At 64.6% G+C, this 18291-nt stretch carries 19 protein-coding genes; 11 read left to right on the top strand and 8 right to left on the bottom strand.

All coding sequences use genetic code 11. The annotated features are described in order from the left end of the window. The first annotated feature begins 191 nt into the window (after positions 1 to 191). Entirely contained in the window at positions 192 to 2387 is a 2196-nt protein-coding gene (locus NA5_RS19785) for a serine/threonine-protein kinase (protein ID WP_245672308.1), read from the top strand. Between the two features lie 13 nt (positions 2388 to 2400). On the opposite strand, the gene NA5_RS19780 is transcribed toward NA5_RS19785, so the two are convergent. Next, positions 2401 to 2754 (bottom strand): DUF1707 SHOCT-like domain-containing protein, encoded by a 354-nt coding sequence (locus tag NA5_RS19780; RefSeq protein ID WP_062988186.1) that lies wholly within the window; start codon positions 2752 to 2754, stop codon positions 2401 to 2403. Positions 2755 to 2922: 168 nt separating this feature from the next. On the opposite strand from NA5_RS19780, the gene NA5_RS19775 reads away from it, so the two are divergent. Together NA5_RS19775 and NA5_RS19770 are read left to right on the top strand one after the other, a co-directional pair. Beyond that, positions 2923 to 3657 (top strand): MerR family transcriptional regulator, encoded by a 735-nt coding sequence (locus tag NA5_RS19775; protein WP_062988184.1) that lies wholly within the window; start codon positions 2923 to 2925, stop codon positions 3655 to 3657. 203 nt (positions 3658 to 3860) lie between these two features. Then, complete coding sequence (locus tag NA5_RS19770; protein ID WP_157110529.1) at positions 3861 to 4442, top strand: hypothetical protein; 582 nt, start codon at positions 3861 to 3863, stop codon at positions 4440 to 4442. A 282-nt stretch (positions 4443 to 4724) separates the two neighbouring features. Here the strand turns inward: NA5_RS19770 and NA5_RS19765 are convergent, their stop codons facing one another. Further along, positions 4725 to 5012, bottom strand: coding sequence for a hypothetical protein (locus NA5_RS19765; RefSeq protein WP_062988180.1), 288 nt, complete (start codon positions 5010 to 5012; stop codon positions 4725 to 4727). A gap of 281 nt (positions 5013 to 5293) precedes the next feature. Next, positions 5294 to 5716: a threonyl-tRNA synthetase editing domain-containing protein gene (locus NA5_RS19760; protein WP_062988178.1), complete on the bottom strand. Its 423-nt coding sequence runs from the start codon at positions 5714 to 5716 to the stop codon at positions 5294 to 5296. Between the two features lie 279 nt (positions 5717 to 5995). Here NA5_RS19760 and NA5_RS19755 point away from each other — a divergent pair, with 279 nt between their 5' ends. Continuing rightward, positions 5996 to 8773, top strand: a complete 2778-nt coding sequence (locus NA5_RS19755) for an ATP-binding protein (RefSeq protein ID WP_169811334.1) — start codon at positions 5996 to 5998, stop codon at positions 8771 to 8773. A gap of 129 nt (positions 8774 to 8902) precedes the next feature. Here NA5_RS19755 and NA5_RS19750 read toward each other — a convergent pair whose 3' ends face one another. After that, the gene (locus tag NA5_RS19750; RefSeq protein ID WP_062988174.1) at positions 8903 to 9493 is read right to left on the bottom strand and encodes a class I SAM-dependent methyltransferase; all 591 of its coding nucleotides are present in this window, start codon (positions 9491 to 9493) and stop codon (positions 8903 to 8905) included. A 343-nt stretch (positions 9494 to 9836) separates the two neighbouring features. Here NA5_RS19750 and egtD point away from each other — a divergent pair, with 343 nt between their 5' ends. Beyond that, the gene (gene egtD / locus NA5_RS19745) at positions 9837 to 10814 is read left to right on the top strand and encodes an L-histidine N(alpha)-methyltransferase (protein WP_062988173.1); all 978 of its coding nucleotides are present in this window, start codon (positions 9837 to 9839) and stop codon (positions 10812 to 10814) included. Continuing rightward, positions 10811 to 12217, top strand: a complete 1407-nt coding sequence (locus NA5_RS19740; protein WP_063813496.1) for an MFS transporter — start codon at positions 10811 to 10813, stop codon at positions 12215 to 12217. The genes egtD and NA5_RS19740 overlap by 4 nt, the downstream gene beginning before the upstream one ends. 180 nt (positions 12218 to 12397) lie before the next feature. On the opposite strand, the gene NA5_RS19735 is transcribed toward NA5_RS19740, so the two are convergent. Further along, the gene (locus NA5_RS19735; protein WP_063813494.1) at positions 12398 to 13129 is read right to left on the bottom strand and encodes a response regulator transcription factor; all 732 of its coding nucleotides are present in this window, start codon (positions 13127 to 13129) and stop codon (positions 12398 to 12400) included. A 318-nt stretch (positions 13130 to 13447) separates the two neighbouring features. Between NA5_RS19735 and NA5_RS19725 the strand changes: the two genes are divergently transcribed. The 3 genes from NA5_RS19725 to NA5_RS19715 are packed head-to-tail and all read left to right on the top strand — an operon-like array spanning position 13448 to position 15437. Continuing rightward, positions 13448 to 13900 carry a cupin domain-containing protein gene (locus NA5_RS19725; RefSeq protein ID WP_062988169.1) on the top strand — a complete coding sequence of 151 codons (453 nt, stop codon included), beginning with the start codon at positions 13448 to 13450 and terminating at the stop codon, positions 13898 to 13900. Then, positions 13897 to 15072 (top strand): aminotransferase-like domain-containing protein, encoded by a 1176-nt coding sequence (locus NA5_RS19720; protein ID WP_062988167.1) that lies wholly within the window; start codon positions 13897 to 13899, stop codon positions 15070 to 15072. The genes NA5_RS19725 and NA5_RS19720 overlap by 4 nt, the downstream gene beginning before the upstream one ends. Then, positions 15069 to 15437: a hypothetical protein gene (locus tag NA5_RS19715; RefSeq protein WP_062988165.1), complete on the top strand. Its 369-nt coding sequence runs from the start codon at positions 15069 to 15071 to the stop codon at positions 15435 to 15437. The genes NA5_RS19720 and NA5_RS19715 overlap by 4 nt, the downstream gene beginning before the upstream one ends. A gap of 115 nt (positions 15438 to 15552) precedes the next feature. Here NA5_RS19715 and NA5_RS19710 read toward each other — a convergent pair whose 3' ends face one another. Next, complete coding sequence (locus NA5_RS19710; RefSeq protein ID WP_062988163.1) at positions 15553 to 16206, bottom strand: Uma2 family endonuclease; 654 nt, start codon at positions 16204 to 16206, stop codon at positions 15553 to 15555. Between the two features lie 207 nt (positions 16207 to 16413). On the opposite strand from NA5_RS19710, the gene NA5_RS19705 reads away from it, so the two are divergent. After that, positions 16414 to 16659: a hypothetical protein gene (locus NA5_RS19705; RefSeq protein ID WP_062988161.1), complete on the top strand. Its 246-nt coding sequence runs from the start codon at positions 16414 to 16416 to the stop codon at positions 16657 to 16659. After that, positions 16656 to 17030, top strand: a complete 375-nt coding sequence (locus tag NA5_RS19700; RefSeq protein ID WP_062988159.1) for a PIN domain-containing protein — start codon at positions 16656 to 16658, stop codon at positions 17028 to 17030. Before NA5_RS19705 ends, NA5_RS19700 begins: the two co-directional genes overlap by 4 nt. Positions 17031 to 17095: 65 nt before the next feature. Here NA5_RS19700 and NA5_RS19695 read toward each other — a convergent pair whose 3' ends face one another. Together NA5_RS19695 and NA5_RS19690 are read right to left on the bottom strand one after the other, a co-directional pair. Then, a complete protein-coding gene (locus tag NA5_RS19695; protein WP_062988157.1) occupies positions 17096 to 17305 on the bottom strand; it encodes a DUF397 domain-containing protein in 210 nt (69 codons plus the stop codon). Next, positions 17295 to 18179, bottom strand: coding sequence for a helix-turn-helix domain-containing protein (locus tag NA5_RS19690; RefSeq protein ID WP_245672304.1), 885 nt, complete (start codon positions 18177 to 18179; stop codon positions 17295 to 17297). Before NA5_RS19690 ends, NA5_RS19695 begins: the two co-directional genes overlap by 11 nt. Between the last annotated feature and the right edge of the window lie 112 nt (positions 18180 to 18291).

The following is an 18291-nucleotide window of genomic DNA, read 5'->3' as shown; positions in this document are numbered from 1 at the left end:
TGCCGCACCCATGGGCGAATCGGCGGATGCGCGGTACCGAGGTTCCGCGACGGACGCCACATCCCTGGGCTACCCGCGGCATGTCGAAACTCGAAACATCGCAACGCCGCCAGCATCCATGGTCCGGGCCCAGCACCGTGGAACGTCCTGCGACGCAACGGATCTCCCCGCCTTCATCGCCCGGCGATACCATGCCGGTGAGCGATCCGGCGACGGGCGCCGAAGAAGCCCTCGAACTCGACGAGCCGGTCTCCGGCCGCAGCGGTCGCTCTCGGCCGAGCGTGCGGCGGCTAGGTGCGGGCCTGGTGCCGATGCCGCGGGTGGCGCCGATCGACCCGCGCGCCGCCATTCTCGACGATCCGGAAGTGCCCGAAACCAAACGGTTTTGCTGGAAATGTCAGGAACCGGTCGGCCGCCGCACCGCGACCGAGCCGGGCGCGGTGGTCGGCGAATGCGGCCGCTGTGGCTCGCCGTTCAACTTCCGTCCCGCCCTGCAGCGCGGCGAACTCGTCGCCGATCAATACGAGGTGCAGGGGTCGCTGGCACACGGCGGACTCGGTTGGATTTATCTCGCGGTCGACCGCAATGTCAGCGATCGCTGGGTCGTGCTGAAGGGTTTGCAGAACCCGCTGGACTTCGAGGCACATGTGGTCGCGCTCGCCGAACGGCAATTCCTTTCCGAGGTGGCCCACCCCGGCGTGGTCAAGATTTACAACTTCGTGAAACACAGATCGGCCCGCGATATTCCGGACGGCTACATCGTCATGGAATACGTCGGCGGACAATCGCTGAAGAAGATGCTCGATCTGCGCGGCGAGGAGCGCATTCCGGTTGTCGAGGCCATCGCCTACATCATGGAAATCCTGCCCGCGCTGGATTATCTGCATTCCTTCGGATTGGCATACAACGACCTGAAGCCCGACAACATCATGGTCAGCGAGCACGAGGTCAAACTGATCGATCTGGGTGCGGTCGCGGCGATGGATTCCTACGGCAGCATCTACGGCACGCCCGGCTACCAGGCCCCGGAGATCACCGAGACCGGGCCCACCGTGGTTTCGGATATCTATACGGTCGGCCGCACCCTGGCGGCGCTCGCCCTGGATCTGCCGCGCGATCGCGACGGGCATTTTCTCGGCGGCATACCCGAACCGGATGAGGAGCCGCTGCTGGCGCGCTATCCGTGTCTGTACCGCCTGCTGTTGCGTGCCACCGATCCGGAGCCGGAGCGACGCTTCCCGACCGCGTATTCCATGTACTGTCAGCTCGCCGGTGCCCTGCGCATGGTGCTCGCGATCGACACCGGCCTGGAACATCCGCAGCCTTCGGTCGAATTCAGCTCCATGCGAGACGATTTCGGCATCGATACGCTGATCGGTCAGACCGACGGCATCGTCGACGGCATGGCCAGGATGCCGGTGCTCGAGGCGCGCGATGTCGTCGCGGCCCTGCCGACGCCGTTGATCGATAGCGAGGACCCCAGTGCGGAACTCCTCTCCTCCCTGTTGCACGGCGAACCGAGGCACGCGCTGGACGCACTGCGCCGGGCACACGAACGCATCCGCGCGGGCACGATCGTCGCACCGGAGTCCTTCGACCTGGAGGGGCCGCTGACCGCGGTCCGCGCCTATTTGGACCTGGGGGAAACCGTTCCGGCCTGCCAGTTGCTCGCCGATCTGCGCCCCGACTACGGCGCGGACTGGCGCATCGAGTGGTATGTCGGCGTCGCCGCGCTGCTCGACGGCCATTACCACCGCGCCTGGGAGCATTTCGAGACCGTGCACGGGATGCTGCCCGGCGAGATCGGACCGGAACTCGCCCTGGCCGCCACCGCGGAACTGGTGCTGCAGCATCTGGACGACCCAGCCGAATCCGATCGCTGGCACCGCGCCGCGGCCGAGCACTACCGTGCGGTCTGGCGGACCAACCACGGCGTGGTGAGCGCGGCATTCGGCCTGGCCCGTCGACTCGCCGCCGACGGCGAATTGCTGGAGGCCGTCGAGGTGCTCGAACAGGTACCCGCCGCGTCCCGGCATCACGGCGTCGCGCATACGACGGGATGTCTGCTGCTGGTCTCGCGGCCGATAGCCGATATCACCGAGGAGGATATCTGTACGGCGGCGGGTCGGTTGGAGGCGCTGCCCGACGATGCGCGAACGCTGCAGTTGCAGGTCATCGTGGTCGGTGCGGCCCTGGAGTGGCTGCGGGTCGGCGGGCGACCGCGGAATCCGAATCGGACGATCCTCGGTTTCCCGGTCACCTCGGCGGGCCTTCGGCAGGGCCTGGAAACCAGCCTGCGCGCCCTGGCCAGAACCGCGCCGGATCGCTGGCACCGCTACCGGCTGGTCGATCTGGCCAATTCGGTTCGGCCGCGCACCCGCTGGTAGCTCGGCGAAGAGTTCAGCGCAGCTGCTGCACCACGAACGCGACGATGGTTCCGGTGCCCGCCAGCAGCCACAGCCAATTACCGGTGGCGACCGCGAGCACGACCGCGACGATCGAGACCACCGCGGCGATCGTTCGCAGTCTCTGCAGCGCTTTGCCGGTGGGTTCGGGCGGTGCGTCCGGCGTGATCCCGGGCAGGTCGACGAACAATTCCGCCAATTGTCCTTTGGTGGTCGCCGCCGCGGCAATGGCGCTGCGCTCGTCGAACTCGGTCAGGCTCAATCGGCCGGTGCCGAGATGGTGCGACAGTTGCTCCAGCGCCCGTTCCCGTTCCGTCACGGTAATTCGAGAAGCCTGCGCTTCGGTCATATCGGAAGGATAAGCCCGTTGCCTCCGTTTCGGTGCGGACGAATTACCAACAGCGGGAATGATTAGGGGCGTCATTGGGGGTTGACAGCGCCTCGCTGACCATAGGAGCCCGACATCACTGACGTATGCTTACCTATGGGTAATGTTTCTGTGTGGTTTCCTAGACATATGGCAGGGGACGTGGAGTACACGATCGACGAGCTGGCGCGCGAGGCCGGTACGACCGTGCGCAGCCTGCGGGTTTACGCCGAGCGCGGCATCCTGCCCCCACCACAGGTCAAGGGCCGCACCGGTTTCTACGGACCGGATCACCTCAATCGGGTGCAGACGATCAGCCGTTTGCTGGACCGAGGGATCAAGCTCAACGGGATCAGGGAACTGCTGGAGGCATGGGATCGCGGTGACGATCTCGGCGACATCCTCGGCGTCGCGGAGCCTGGTGCGACACAATCCACCGCGCCGCCGACCGGCGACACGATCGCGGCGACCGAACTCGAGCAGCGCTACCGCGACGTGCCCCATGGATTGGCCCGCGTGGTCTCGGCCGGTCTGTACGAACCGGTAGACGCGGCGACCTACCGCATTGCCGATCCGCAGCTGATCCGCATCTTCGATCAGTTGGAGGGCGCGGGCATGCCGGTTGATGCGCTGCTCGCCGAATTGGAGCGGCTGCGCGCGGACTGCGACCGGATCGCCCGCCGTTTCGTCGATCTGTTCCATCGGTCGGCGTGGGAGCCATATCAGAACTCTGAGCGCACACCCGCGGATACGGCGGTACTGGCCGACCGGGTGGCCGAGACTCGGATCCGGCCGGGGCAGGCGACCGCCGAGCTCGTGAACCGCTTTATCGCGAAGTATCTCGAACAGGACAGCGAACTCAACGAGGCGCTGCCCGAAGCCTGACAGGCCGAGGCGCGCATTTTTTGTCTGACTTGTGGCTGCTGCATGTCCGTGGCCAGGCGTTTCCCATTTCATTGTTCCCACATGTGGTGATACTTAACTTAACGTGCCGTTAGATAGCGATACATTAGGCAGCGGGATCAGCACCTCCCGTCGGTCCGTATCGACGTCGGCCGGTGGGCGAGACAATGATGAAGGAGACGTCGATGATCAACGTCAGCGAGCTGCGCGGCGCACCCAAACCTACGGAATGTCCCGACCAGGCAGGTAATGCCAAGGGACGCAACAAGATCCGAGCACTGTCCCTGCTTGCGGCGATCGCGGCGGGAGTCGGCGGATTCGGTATCGGCACCGAAACACCCGCGGCCAACGCCGATGTCGGCGTGCGCTGCCTCTGGGCCGGTGAAGCCGTGCCCCAGGGTGTGGCGATCGCCGCGGGCGGCTGGACGTTCCGGTGCCAGTCCGATTTCTTCGGCTTCGCGCGCTGGAACCGTGAGGGCTACGCATCCGGTCGCAGCAGCGTGTACAACCCGGGCACCAACGGCAATCCCGCGGGCAAGTTCAGTCCGGGTGCCCAGCAGCCGGGTACCGATTACATGGACTACTGCGTCGGCAGTCAGCTGATCGAGGGTCGCGAGGACATCTACGAGGCCGTTGCGGACGGCCGCGGCGGGCTGTATTGGCGTGCGGCCGGGCCGATTTCGGGCTGGACCTTCGATATGGCCGCGAACCGGCCGGGACCGTCGTGGCGCTCGTCGAGCCTGTGCGTCGACGGCAACCTGACCTAGGTAACCAGACCGCGAAACACCATACAGCAGATGCCCTTTCGGGTGGGCCGTGCAACTCAGCACGCGCCGCCCGGGAGGGCATCGGCCTGTGTGGGCGTTCAGTTGGCCACCGGCGGAGGGTAGTGGACGAACGGCGCTGATCGGGTAGTGGACGAATGGCGCTGATCCGAGGCGGTGTGCGCCGATGCGATCCATCGCATGCGGCGCACATACGAATGCGACCGCCGCTCCGGATGGAGCGACGGTCGCATTCGTAATATGAAGAGCCGCAGGGGGAGTGGGTCAGCGGCTGTTGCCCTCGGCGGGCACCCAGACCCAGCGTCCGCCATCGTTGCTTTCGTAGCCGCCGCGGCTGGAGTTGTTGCCGGAGGCGGCGTGATCCTGGTCTGCGACACGGCGGTTGCCCGCGTTGCTGTTGCTGTATCCGCCGCCCCGCGCGCCGCCGCCATTGCTGTTGCTGTGGTTACCGGGCGCCGCGATGGTCGACTGAATCGCCATCGCGGCCGGTGTGATCACCAGTGCACCGGCGACCGCACCGGCTATGACGACCTTCTTCGACTTGAGGTTCATGGTTACCGATATCTCCTTCGTCCCGCCGAGCCCGGACTTGGTCGGTAAGTGGGTGTGCCGGGAGTGCAGGTTGTCTGAGATCTATTGTGCCGCTATTTGACGGCACAATCAATAGTGACCCGTTAGGAAAATCTACGGATTTTCCGGTAAGTTTCCCGCTTCTGCGGGCAGAACTGGAGATTTCGCGCACGGTGGTTCGGACGCACCCGTGTCAAGTGGGTTCGGCCACGGAGAGAGTACGCGCCATGCCGGGCTCCTTCTCAGGAGCGGGGACAGCCGCTTCAGGAGGGCAGATGGACGACGCGCTGTTCCCATTCGCCGTCGAGGACGTCGGCCTGCCAGCGCTTGTTCCAGCCGAACGGCATCAGATGGACGCGGGCACCGCGGGCCTCGAGGGATTCGGCCAGATTCGCGAGTACGTGCAAAGCCGTTGGGATATCGGATCGTTCACCGGGGGTTGCCAAATGGGAAAACCCGTTGATGACGATATGCGACGCTTCGGTCTTGGACGCGATGCGCCGTACGATCTTCGCGGCGGCCGTCGACGAAGTCGAATCGCCGCGCTCCACGCCGACCATGAGCAGCAGGCAATCGGAAAACGCATTGGGCACGCCGATCGCCGCCGATTCGAGATCGACGGCGGCCGGACTCGCGGTAGTGACGGTGTATTCGAAGGTGCGACAACGACTACTGAAGATCTTCATGCTCGGTGTTCAGCGTCGACCGCGCTCAGGGGTGACGCAGACCTTCCTTACGTGTGTGGCCAACGCTGTGTGTTCTCCTCTTGTTCGGCGGCCGATCAGATCTGCTGTACCCGGTAGGTTCGCCGGTCGCGAGCCGCCGTAGACGGACCCTATGGGCACCACCAAGCGGGAAACATCCGTCATAACGGGTAGGAATATCCGTATCAGGTATCGAAACATTGCGCTGACCGGGCGATGCGCGTGCTGCACAGATTCATGCGGGGGCATAGGATTCCGTGCGTGCAGGCTCCTCCCCTTACCTCCGTCTTCGTTGGTCGCGATGCCGAGGTCGAGCGTGTGGTCTCGTTAGGTCGACGCGCCGCCGCTGGGGAGGGGACGGTGGTGCTGGTGGAAGGCGAGCCGGGTATCGGCAAGACCGCGCTCCTCGATGCGGCCATTGCCCGATATGCGGCTGAGGGTCTGAATGTGCGTCGGGGAGCGGCGAAGGAATTGCAGCGGCAGGTGCCGTTCGCGGCCGTGTGCTCCTGGCTGGACAGCGATCGTGGATCCGATCCGGTGCGTGCGCTCCTGCGCAGTGGGGATCGGGCGGGCGACGGTGCGGCGACACACGAGTTCGCGATTAGCGAGGCGATCCTCGATCTCGTCGATAGCTGGTGTGCCGCGGGTCCGGTGGCGTTGATCATCGACGATGTGCACTGGGCGGATCGGCAGAGTCTGGCGGTGCTGCATCGGCTCTGCGGTGTCGCAGGCGATTTGCCACTGCTGTTGGTGCTGGCGACGCGTCCGGTGCCACGGGATACCGGAATGATCGCATTGACGGCCGAACTGGTGGAACGCCGTGCGCCGATGATTCGGCTCGGGGCACTACCGGAACCGGCTGCGGCGGAATTGGTTCGGCATATGGTCGGTGCGGCACCCGGTCCGGGACTGATGCGGCAGGTGATCGGTGCGGGCGGAAATCCGCTCTACATTACGGAATTGGTGGCCTCGTTGTTGCGCGACGAGGCGATCACGGTGGTCGCCGACACCGCCGATCCGACCGAACCGGCCGATTCTCCCTCGGCATCATTGGCGCAGGCGATCGCGCAGCGGCTGGAATTCCTGTCCCGGTCGGCGCGGCAAGTACTTCCGATGGCGGCCGCACTCGGGCCGACTGTCTACGTCGCGGAACTCGCCGCGGTGCTCGAAAGTCCGATTCTGGAAATCTGGAATGTGGTTACCGAGGCGACCGACGGCGGACTGCTCACCCGCGCCGATTCCGAACTGGTCTTCCGGCATGACCTGATCCGTCAGGTGCTCGCCGATCAGCTGCCGGATTCGCTGCGCGTGGGATTGCTGCGCCGGGCCGGTCAGATCTTGCTGGCCACCGACGCGCCGATCGAGCGGATCGCCTACTACCTGTTGGCAGGGGAGAACGAGCTCGACCAGCCGACACTCGACTGGCTGGTCGCGGTGGCCGACAAGCTGATAGTGCGCGCGCCCGAGATCGCGGTGCAGCTGTTGCAGCGCGCGGCCGACACCGCGGACCTCGGCATGCGTCCGGTACTCCTGCAACTGCACATCCAGGCGCTGCTGTGGAACGGTCGCGCGGCCGAGGCGGAGGCCCTCGTGCGCACGGCGCTGTTGACCTGGCCGGAGCACGATATCGAACTGCGGTGGTTGCTGATGCAGGCCTGCCATGCGCGCGGCGACCTGCGCGAAGTGGTTGCGATCGCCGAGCAGACCCTGGCCACCCCGAATCTCGCGGCTGAGGACGCGGGCCGGTTCTACGGGATGAGCGGCTTGAGCAATGTGTTTCTCGGCCGGTTGGAAGCCGCGGAGGTGGCGGGTGCGCGAGCGCTGGCGATCGGGGATGCCACCGAGAATCCGCTCGTGACCGGATACGGACTGTTGACCGTGGGGTCTGTGCGCCACACCCAGGGCTATCTCGATGAGGCGCTGGAATTGAGCAACCGCATCCTGGCCGTTTTCGACAGCGGATTCGGCTCCGACCAGTTCGATCCCTACATTCTCAACGCCCACTGCTTGATCGAGCTCGATCGGCTCGCCGACGCGGAAGCGGCGCTACACAAGGCAATCGGACACAGTCGCCGGATCCACGGTTTCTATCTGGGGGCGAATGTGGTCGCCAAGGCCCGGCTCTACATATTGAACGGACGCTGGGATGATGCGCTCGTCGAATGCACTTCGGGCCAGTCGGTGCCCGACGCCTTCGGCTACACCCAGATCCTGCAGATCCTGTCCGCGCTGATCGGCATCCACCGCGGCACCTTCCTGCCGGATCCGGACACCATTGCGGCACCCGACGACCAACTGGGCAGCAGTAGTAACGGCCAGTTTTATCCATGGCTCAAGGCCCTCATGCTCGAGACCCGCGGTGATCCACGCGGCGCACTGGATCTCCTCGTCGATGCGCATCAGCGGCTCGCGGGCGGCCTGACCACTGCCACGCTGTACTACATCTTCCCGGATATCGCCCGCCTCGCCGCCGATGTCGGTGACGAGAGGGCGGCGCGTTCGGTGGTGGCGGCATCGGCCGAGATGGCGAGGCGCCAACCCACGGCTGCTCGAACCGGTACCGCGCTACTGTGTCGCGGCGTCGCCGACCGCGACCCGTCGATCCTGCGCACTGCCGCCGCTGATTTCCGAAGGGCGGGACGACCGTTCTACGAGGCGCAGGCGTATGAGAACGCCGCCTTATTGTTCGCCGCGGACGGTCGTGGCTCCGATGCGCGTGGCGCGCTGGATGCCGCGGTCGCGCTCTACAGCGGTCTCGGCGCCTCCTGGGACACTGCCCGCGCGGTGGCGCGCATGCGTCCGTACGGAATTCGCCGTGGCGTCCGCGGACCCCGCAACCGCCCCAAGTCTGGACGGGCCGCCTTGACCGATACCGAGCGTAAGGTGGCCGCGTTGGTAGCCGAAGGCTTTTCGAACTCCGACATCGCGGCGCAGATGTTCCTGTCGCGCCGGACGATTCAGTCGCATGTGTCCAATATTCTGGCGAAGCTCGGCATCGGATCGCGGCGTGATATCGCGGCGGCTCTGTCCGGCAGGTAGCGCCGACCCCGCTCCGGTGTACCGAAGCGCGCCCGCGCGTACAGTAGACCGGTGAAATGCGTGCGGTAGCACGATAGAACGGTGCGCCTCGTACGCCGGTCGTCGCAGTGCGACCTGTCTGGACGAGGCTCAGTTCCGTTTGATCGTGGCCAACCAGGCCGGTACGCCCTGGTCGTGAAACCTCGTCTCGATCAGGTCCGGTTCGATAGTGGCGATATGCCAGCCGCTGTGGGCGTCGAAAACCGCCTCGAGCTCTTCGCGACTGACCGGGTGCGGTCCGGTTTCGGGACCCTCGTTGCTGAAGCACAACACATACAGCGTGCCGCCGGGCTCGGTCACCGACGCCAGACTCGCGGCATATCCTGGTCGCTCGTCCGCGTCGAAGGTGTGGAACAGCCCGCAATCCAGCACTGTCTCGAATTTGCGGCCCAATCCCTGCAATCGCAGCGCGTCAGCCGCGACGAACTCGACATCGATCCCATGCTCGGCAGCCTTGGCCCGCGCACTCGTCAATGCCGTCTCGGCCACATCGACCCCGAGCACCGAAAATCCCTGCGCCGCAATGCACAGCGCATTCTCCCCGCTCCCACACCCCGCATCGAGTACCGCCCCCGCGAACCCGCCAGCGGTCCCCAACCGCACTACTGCCTGCTGCGGCCGACCCACATCCCAGGGCGCAGGGCCATCCTGATACGACGCATCCCATGGCAGCCCCGTCATCCGCTCATGACTTGTCGGCCGCCGCCCTCCGAAGGAATCCCTTGGCACCTCCATACCCCAAGATCCTCTCACTCATCCTGACGCATATGACCCGATTCGGTGGTGTCTGAACAGGCGATCGCGGTCGGCGGCCGGGATGCCTGGCCCACCGTGGTCGACCACCATGCGGGCTCACCCGATTGATTCGCAGCGTGTGGCCAGACTTAAGTCGATGTAAATATGCGAATCGCCGGTTGGCGGGACTCTGGTGGCTGCGTCAACAATTCCGTTGTCGGAGAAGCGGACCGCGAGGTTTGTACTCCAGACCTGACCCTGGCGATTCAGCATCGATCGGAGTAAGCCAGTGCGGCCTCACGTCAGTATCGATATCCAACTCACCGAGCACGATCTCGCGGCCGCACTGCGTGCCGATGTCCAGCGCGGGCTGATCGGAAGCCGGAAGTGGCTGCCGTCCAAATGGTTCTATGACGAACAGGGCAGCAAGCTGTTCGAAGCGATTACCGAGCTACCCGAGTATTACCCCACCCGCACCGAGCGGACGCTCTTACGTCGGAGTGCCGATGCGATCGCGTCGGCGGCGGCCGAGGCGGGCGAGCTGATCGAACTCGGCTCGGGTTCATCGGAGAAGACGCGTCTGCTCTTGACCGCTTTGCGTGCGCATGGGTCCCTGAAAAGGTATCTGCCGCAGGATGTTTCGTCATCTGCGCTGCGCGCCGCGGTGACCTGGATCCACGAGGAATATCCCGATCTCGCGGTGCACGGGGTGATCAGCGATTTCACCAGCATGCTGCACACCTTGCCGCGCGGTGACCGGCGGCTGATCGCCCTGCTCGGCGGCACACTGGGCAATCTGGTGCCGGAGGAGCGCGCGGATTTCTACCGTTGCGTCCACGCGGTGACCGAGCCGGGCGAACAGTTGTTGCTCGGCGTCGGACTGGTGGTCGATCCTGCGGTCATGGTCCCCGCATATGACGATGTCGCAGGGGTGACCGCCGAGTTCAATCGCAACATCCTGCATGTGGTGAACCAGCGGCTCGGCGCCGATTTCGACCCGGGCCGGTTCGCACATATCGCGGTGTGGGATCCGGACAACGAGTGGATCGAGATGCGGCTGGAGGCCACGGCCGATATGTCGGTCACCGTCGCCGAGCTCGATCTCGCTGTCGAGTTCGCGGCGGGTGAGCAGCTGCGCACCGAGATCTCGGCCAAGTTCCGGCTGACCGAATTTCATCGGGAGCTCGAGACCTCCGGCTTCCGGGTACAGCATTCGTGGACCGATTCGGATGATCGGTTCGCGCTGGTTCTCGCCTGCCGAGGATGAGCGATCTCGTTGTACCGAACCTTGCGGCATCCGCACCGCCGCGGCTGCGTTCAGCCACCGGACGGTGGGTTGTCGCGGCGGCGGTGCTCGGATCGGCGGTCGTGGTGCTCGACGCGTCGGTCGTCAATATCGCTGTGCCGCAAATCGGTTCGAGTCTCGGTGACGATGTGGCCGATTTGCAGTGGGTCGTCGGTGGCTACACGCTGGCCTTGGCGTCGCTGATTCTGGTCGGCGGGGCACTGGGGGATCGGCTGGGGCGGCGCGCGGTATTTGTCTGGGGCAGTGGCGGTTTCGCGTTGGCGTCGTTGTTGTGCAGCCTGGCTTCCTCGATGGAAATGCTCGTCGCGGCGCGGGTGCTGCAGGGTGTCGCGGGTGCGTTGATCACTCCGGGCAGCTTGGCATTGATCTCGGCCTCGATCGATCGGCGCGACCATGGAGCCGCAATTGGCTTGTGGGCGGGGCTCATCGGCGTCATCGAGGCGGTTGGGCCGATTGTCGGCGGCTGGTTGACCGAGTTGGCCGGTTGGCGCTCGGTTTTTCTGGTCAACGTGCCATTCGCCGTGGCTGTTGTCGTCGTATCGGTGCGGTTTCTTCCGGAGTCGCGGGATGCGGATGCGCGGCCGCTCGATCTGCCGGGTGCGGCGACCGCCGCTGCCGGGCTGGGTGCGTTGACCTATGGGCTCATCGGTGCGCGTGGGTGGATGTCGCTGCTGGGCGTGGCACTACTCGGGATATTCGCCTGGATCCAGCTGCGCGGTGCGCACCCACTACTGCCACCCGCACTGTTCTGCTCGCGTGTGTTCACCGCGGCCAACCTGGTGACGGCTGCCGTCTATGCCGGTCTCGGCGGTGTCTACTTCCTGCTGCCACTGCAATTGCAGGTATTTGCGGGTTACTCGCCGCTGGCGGCGGGCCTGGCGACGGTGCCGATCACCGGGATCATGCTGGTGTCGTCGGCATCGGCCGGTCGATGGGCGCAGCGACACGGCGCGCGGATGCCGATGATTCTCGGGCCTGCGCTCGCCGCCTGCGGTGCGGTTCTGCTGACCGGGATCGGCTCGCACACAAGCTATCTCCGTGCGGTATTGCCGGGAACCATCGTACTGGGCATCGGGTTGGCCGTCTTCGTGGCTCCGCTGACAGGTGCGGTATTCGCCGCGGTGTCGGCAACGGATTCCGGGATCGCCTCCGGGGTGAACAATGCGGTCGCCCGCACCGCACAGTTGCTCGCGGTTGCCGCACTGCCTGGGCTTGTCGGCATTTCCGGTGCGGGAATCGCCGATACCGCGGCCTTCGGCAGCGGCTTCCGAATTGCGCTGTTGATCTGCGGTGCACTGCTTTTCACCGGCGCGGTCCTCGCCGCGATCCTGATGCCGCGCTGGTCGCAATCGCCGACCCGCTGATTGTCAGGCGACTCAGCCCGTTCACGCGGTCTCCTAGTGCCACATCCAGATTGCTTGCCGCGCTATCCCGCTTCCGGCAGCTCGCCGAGCGTAGTGATATTGCGGTCGAATTCGGCGTGGGCGACAACCATTCGACTACGTTCGACGGAAGCGCGGCGAGACTACCGATTCGGTGACCGCTCAGGCGGTGCTGCCTGCCAGCGCGCTCATCGCCATCGACTCCTCGATATCGGCCGAAGTCCGCACGGCACCGGGATTCCATCGGTAGCCATAGCTGTGGATGGTCGTAATCAATCCGGGACGACTCAACTTGCTGCGCAGTGCATTGACGTGCACGTACAGCGAATGCGACACCGCGACAAAGGCATCGCCCCAGATCCGGTCCAGCAGCTGCTGGCGGCTGACCGCCGCACCGGGTTGCTCGAGCAGTGCCCGCAATACCGCGAACTCGACCCGCGTCAGCTGTACCTGTCGTCCGGCGACCTCGACCGTCTCGGCTTCCAGATCCACCTGCACATCGCCCGCGACGACCATCGTTGTCGGCGTGAGGTTCGCAGCGGCGGGAAGGCGTCGCGTAATCGCGTGCAGCCGAGCCGTCAACTCGGCCACCCGCGGCGGTTTCACGAGGTAATCGTCGGCGCCACTGCGCAATGCCCGCACCACCGAGCGCTCGTCGGTATCGGAGGTGAGCACGACCACGGGCACCGAGCTGACCTCCCGCAGCTTGCGCAGCGCCGCCAATCCGGACATATCTGGCAAGTCGAGGTCCAGAATGACCGCGTGATAGCGATGATGGGTAACCAGCAGATCCGAACCCCGACGTTTGCGATCGACATGATGCCCACGCAGACGCAACTTGCGCACCAGCGCGTCGCCGGTATCGTCGTTGTTGTCGACCACGATCACCCGCATACCCGATCCTCTGCGTTCGAATGCTCTGTGCCCGGCTGATTCGTACCGGCCGGGCGGTCGCATTCTGGACACTAGGCCAGTCGGAGTGCCGGATCATCCGCCATTTCGGACGGGAATATCCGCATCCGCGATAGGTGGATCGCCCGGCGGTAACCTCGTGCGGCGGATTCGATGCGGTTGCGGCCGTTCATCCAGTCGAGCCAGGACCGAGACGATAGACGGACAGTGCGGATATTTCGGTCGGCCGCGGCGGATGTTCGCGATGGGTGCGTGCCATAGCCTGCCAGTTGCTGATCCATCGATATCTGGGATTGCCGAATGGGAAATATTGCCAAGGCCGTGCGAGTGGTCGCCGCAGCCGACGTCGCGGAGGTAGTGGGACCGCAGGAGCAGCATCTACTGCCCTGCATAACCGCGAATACCTGCGGGGCCGAGGGTATTTCGGCCGCCATGGTGAAAATGGCACCGGGGAAGGTGGCGCGGGCGCATCTGCACGAGCACAGCGAAACCATCGTGTTCTGCGTGACGGGACGGGCGGTGACGCTGATCGGCCCCGAATTGGAGCCCTATGTGCACGGGCCCGGCGAATTTCTGTACATCCCGCAGGGCGTGGTGCACGTGCCGGTGAATCTCAGCGACACCGAGGGTTTGGTGGCGGTGGATGTACGCACCGATCCGCTGTTCAGCGCCGATTTGGTATTGACCCCGGAATTCGATGCCGCGGCGGTGGAAATCGCCGCGCGATTGCGGCACGAGTTGGCTCGGGTATGAGCACAGGTGTCGCGCTCGGCCGGGAAGCGGCCATGCGCAGCGGGCCGATCGACGACGCGTTCGCGACATTGGCGCGCCGACCGGATGTGATCTCGTTCGCGGTCGGTGCGCCGGATCCGGCTTTGCTGCCGGGTGAGCTGGTGGCGTCACTGGCCACGGCCGCGATCGCGAAGTACGGGAATACCGCATTGCAGTACGGACTCACGCAGGGGTTTCCGCCGCTGCTGGAGCAGGCGCGAATACTGTTGTCCGGCCGTGGCATCGGATGTTCGCCGGAGCGGGTGCATATCGCCACGGGCGGATCCGGCGCGCTGCACAACATCTGTATGGCGCTGCTGTATCCCGGCGGGGTGGTGCTGGTGGAGACGCCGACCTACGGTCCGGCGGTGAAGGTTTTCCGCAGCCACGGCGCGCAGGTGGTCCAGGTTGCCTCCGACGCCGACGGCATCCTGCCCGATGCATTGGATCATGCACTGGCACAACACGCTCCGGCGTTCGTCTACCTTCTGCCGACCTTTCAGAATCCGACCGGGCGAACCATGTCCGCGGCCCGGCGCGCTCAGGTCGCCGAGGTGATCACCCGGCACCAGTCACTGGTCGTGGAAGACGATGTATACAGCGACCTGCGGTATCGCGGCGAGCCCTTGCCGACGGTCTGGTCCTTCGCGCCGGACCGAACCGCCTACATCACCTCCCTGTCGAAAACCCTTGCGCCAGCATTGCGGATCGGTGTCACGGTACTGCCGGACGAATTGCTCGAGCCCGTGCTCGCCCTCAAACAGGGCATCGATATGCAGACATCCACGTTTAACCAGGCGATCGCCGCCGAATTCCTTGGCACGCCAGTGGGATCCGCGCATCTGAGCCTGCTTCTGAAATCCTATGCGGCCAAACTGAATATGGTGGTAGCCGCATTGGAGAAGTACTTTCCATCCGGATTCAGCTGGACCGAGCCCGATGGCGGAATGTTCGTATGGGTCGAGGGCCCAACGGATTTCGATGCCGACATGTTGGTTGCCCCAGCTTTGCGCAGGGGTGTGGCCTTCCTGCCCGGATCCGCCTTCTACGCAGGCCCCGACGCCCCCCGCAATGCGCTCCGGCTGAGCTTCGCCAGCGTGCCCGAACATCGGATCGACCCCGGCATCGAACTGCTCGCCGGACTGTGCGGATGAGCATCGTCGGCGTCTGGGAAGTAATGGCCAACGGCGCACCGTTCGGCTATCACGTCATGACCTTCCACGCGGATGGCACTATGGCGCAATCGAATCCGGACCACGGCAACCGTGCCACCAGCGACAGCAACGGCATGGGCACCTGGAAGGCAGACGGCGCAACGGTATCGGGCGCGTTCGTGGAGTTCACTGTCGACCGCGCGGATCCGTCATCGGTCCAGAAGGGAATCGTGCGCTTCGACCTGACCGTGCACGGCGACGAATTCACCGGATCGGCCAGCGCGACCTTCTACGACCTATCCGGCACCCCACGCCGCGGCCCACTCCCCGCCACCCTCACCGGCCGCCGCTTCACATGTCACTGACCAAGATCACCATGCGCTGGTGGTGGCAAACAGCGCTGTTTACCGCCACCGGCACGTGGGGATCGTGGACTGCTCTCGACTCGAACGTCCGCCTCGAAGTGGTTTGCGCCCGCGATCAGTATTCGAGTTCGGTCCATGGGATGGTGATGGCGAAGGGGGAGTCGATGGCGATGCCGTCCGGGTTCTCGTGGGTCCATTCGTCGGCGAGGATGTAGTTGGTCGGGCGCAGCGGATGGACGCCGTCCGGCAGCTGGGCGTGCCCAATATCGAGACCGTAGGCGCGGACGGTGGCGATGGCGCTGGATTCGCGGTCCAAGCGCACTTCCCAGTACCACGGGATACCAGCGGCTGCGTAGCGGCCTTTCTTCGCCTCGATATCGGTCTGGGTGTTCGAGGGCGACAGGACCTCGCCGACCAGCACGACATCGGCACTTCGAAGATCCTGGTAAGAGGACTCGAGGCAGCGGTGGACGAGGAAGTCGGGTGTCAGGAAATCGGACTTGCCGTTGCGTCCGAGGAATACGTTCGTCTCGGTGGTCACCCGCCAACAGTGCTCAGGATGCTCCGACATAGTCTTTCGCGCGCAGCGTTCGATCGTGCTCCAGAGACGGTTCGAGAAGGTCTGATGCTCAGCCGGGCCGCGGCGCACCCACACCACGCGTCCATTCCATAGCTCGATCTGCTCGGCGATCTCTTGGGGAAGACGCTCCAGTTCTTCCCAGGTCATGTACTCGGGGAGGTCCGGGCGCTCGATGCGTGGCGTGGACATGCCGCAATGCTAGCGGTGGAATTCGCCGATGACGCCGAGTTCCGGCCGACAGAAGCCGCAGCGTCCGACGCGTGATCTTGCCCCGATGACCACCGCCCTGGTGGCCAGTCACATGGGCCCGATCCACGGCAGATCGGGCGGCGGTTCGGCTATCCGATGGCGTCGAAAATGGTATGAACATCTTCATACTCTCGGTCGGAATGAGGTATGAAGCGGATTACGATCAGCATTCCCGACGACGTGGCAGCCAAGGCCGAGGCCGCCGTGAACCATGGCGAAGCTCCCTCTGTCTCCGCCTGGTTTTCCGACATTGCCCGCCGTGAACCCGACTGGGCCACGGCACGGGAGATCGCCGACGAACTTGCGCGCGAGGCTGGTGTGACGGATGAAGACCTTGCCTGGGCTGATCGGGTGCTCGGGCTCGATGACGCCGAAATCAATGGTGCCGCATGATCATTCTCGAAGCCGGGGCGCTGATCAGTATCGAGAAGGGCAACGCCCGCGCGACCGCGCTGATCAAGCGCGCCATGGATAACAGGCTCTCGGTGCAAGTGCCCGCCACGGTGCTCGCGCAGGTGTGGCGCAACAGTCCACGTCAGCGCCCGATCGGGCGGCTGCTCGGCGCGGCAGGTGTGAAGGTTGTCGATCTCGATCGCCGTCACGCCCAAGCAGTCGGTGCGCTGCTCGCCGGTTCCGGCAGCGCTGACGTGGTGGACGCGCACGTGATCGTGTGCGCGCGATTGACCCGCGCACGCGCCGTCATCACCTCCGACCCCGACGATCTGCGTGCGCTCGATCCGAACGTCCGGCTTGAAGTGGTGTGAACAAGAGCGGCCGTACTCCGAAACGCGTTCGGAATGCGGCCGCCTGGTTGCTCTGCCCGATTTCGTCAGGCGGGGTGGTTGAAGGTTCCGGTCTGGATGCCGGTGGTGAAGGCGTTCCATTCGGTCGGGGTGAAGGCCAGGGTTGGGCCGGTTGGGTTCTTGGAGTCGCGGACGCCGATGATGCCGTTGTCGAGGAAGGCGACCTCCACACAGTCCTTGGTCGCCCCACTGCGAGTGCTCTTGAACCACTGAGCTCCGGACAGGTCAACGTTCACGCTGATACTCCCTTGCTATCTTCCGCAGCAGCGCTCGGCTGCTGACCTCATCCAACGCTGCTTCCTCGATGCGTTGGTACGCCTGCCTGTACCGCTGCACGATACCCACTTTCTCCGAATACATGTCGCCGGTGTAGTTCTCGGCGTACACGATTGTGGGTTCGATCGGTTCTCCCCGGTTATCTGTTGGGAACTCCAGGATCGTGAATGTTCCGATCAGTTCACCGGTTGGCATTCCTGACGAGAACGGCAGAATCCTAATGCTGACGTTAGGCATTGTGCTCATGTCTGCCAAGTGCTTTAACTGTGCCGACATGACCGTCGGTCCGCCGATCATTCGTCGCAACACGGTCTCGCCGAGGATCACGTTGAGGGTGGCGGGCTTGGTCTTGCGAGTGATCAGGTTTTGTCGCCGCATCTTCAGTTCGACGCGACGCTCGATCTCTACCGACGAGTCTGGCGGTAGGGCGGTGGTCATGAGAACTCGTGCGTAGTCAGCCGTTTGGAGCAGGCCCGGAACCAAGTCCTGCTGATACGTTGTCAACTTCTCCGCAGCGGACTCCAACCCCATGAAGACACTGAAGTTCTCGGGTATCAGATCCCCGAACTCATGCCACCACGACTTCTCCGCCGCCTGCTTCGCCAGCCCCCGAAGTCCTTCCGCGCGTTCGGGATCGATCCGATAGATATCGATCATCCCATCGAGCTCACGCATCCGGATCTTCTGGTTCTGCCCCTTCTCATACCGCTGAAGGGTGCTCTTACTCCACTCCATCAGCCGTGCGGCGTCCTCCAGCGTCAATCCGATGCCGTCACGTGCTTCGCGCAGCAATCGCCCGAGCTGCCGACGAGTGATGCTGCTATCGCTGTCCACCAATGAATTACCCCCATATTTCGAGCCGACGTGTGCTCCAGAATCGGGAAGACCCTCCCACAAACTTCGGCTTTGCGCTGGGCTTTTCCACCGATTGGCAGGGGTTCCCGTT

The sequence above is a fragment of the Nocardia anaemiae NBRC 100462 genome (assembly GCF_001612725.1).
Taxonomy (GTDB): Bacteria; Actinomycetota; Actinomycetes; order Mycobacteriales; family Mycobacteriaceae; genus Nocardia; species Nocardia anaemiae.
This window is presented reverse-complemented; position numbering and strand designations above follow the sequence as displayed.

Excerpts from the sequence above, each read along its gene's own strand:
- NA5_RS19740 (WP_063813496.1), top strand. The coding sequence starts at position 10,811 with ATGAGCGATCTCGTTGTACCGAACCTTGCGGCATCCGCACCGCCGCGG.
- NA5_RS19775 (WP_062988184.1), top strand. The coding sequence starts at position 2,923 with ATGGCAGGGGACGTGGAGTACACGATCGACGAGCTGGCGCGCGAGGCC.
- NA5_RS19720 (WP_062988167.1), top strand. The coding sequence starts at position 13,897 with ATGAGCACAGGTGTCGCGCTCGGCCGGGAAGCGGCCATGCGCAGCGGG.
- NA5_RS19700 (WP_062988159.1), top strand. The coding sequence starts at position 16,656 with ATGATCATTCTCGAAGCCGGGGCGCTGATCAGTATCGAGAAGGGCAAC.
- NA5_RS19765 (WP_062988180.1), bottom strand. The coding sequence starts at position 5,012 with ATGAACCTCAAGTCGAAGAAGGTCGTCATAGCCGGTGCGGTCGCCGGT.
- NA5_RS19760 (WP_062988178.1), bottom strand. The coding sequence starts at position 5,716 with ATGAAGATCTTCAGTAGTCGTTGTCGCACCTTCGAATACACCGTCACT.
- NA5_RS19715 (WP_062988165.1), top strand. The coding sequence starts at position 15,069 with ATGAGCATCGTCGGCGTCTGGGAAGTAATGGCCAACGGCGCACCGTTC.
- NA5_RS19705 (WP_062988161.1), top strand. The coding sequence starts at position 16,414 with ATGAAGCGGATTACGATCAGCATTCCCGACGACGTGGCAGCCAAGGCC.
- NA5_RS19725 (WP_062988169.1), top strand. The coding sequence starts at position 13,448 with ATGGGAAATATTGCCAAGGCCGTGCGAGTGGTCGCCGCAGCCGACGTC.
- NA5_RS19770 (WP_157110529.1), top strand. The coding sequence starts at position 3,861 with ATGATCAACGTCAGCGAGCTGCGCGGCGCACCCAAACCTACGGAATGT.
- NA5_RS19780 (WP_062988186.1), bottom strand. The coding sequence starts at position 2,754 with ATGACCGAAGCGCAGGCTTCTCGAATTACCGTGACGGAACGGGAACGG.
- NA5_RS19710 (WP_062988163.1), bottom strand. The coding sequence starts at position 16,206 with ATGTCCACGCCACGCATCGAGCGCCCGGACCTCCCCGAGTACATGACC.
- NA5_RS19735 (WP_063813494.1), bottom strand. The coding sequence starts at position 13,129 with ATGCGGGTGATCGTGGTCGACAACAACGACGATACCGGCGACGCGCTG.
- NA5_RS19750 (WP_062988174.1), bottom strand. The coding sequence starts at position 9,493 with ATGACGGGGCTGCCATGGGATGCGTCGTATCAGGATGGCCCTGCGCCC.
- NA5_RS19785 (WP_245672308.1), top strand. The coding sequence starts at position 192 with ATGCCGGTGAGCGATCCGGCGACGGGCGCCGAAGAAGCCCTCGAACTC.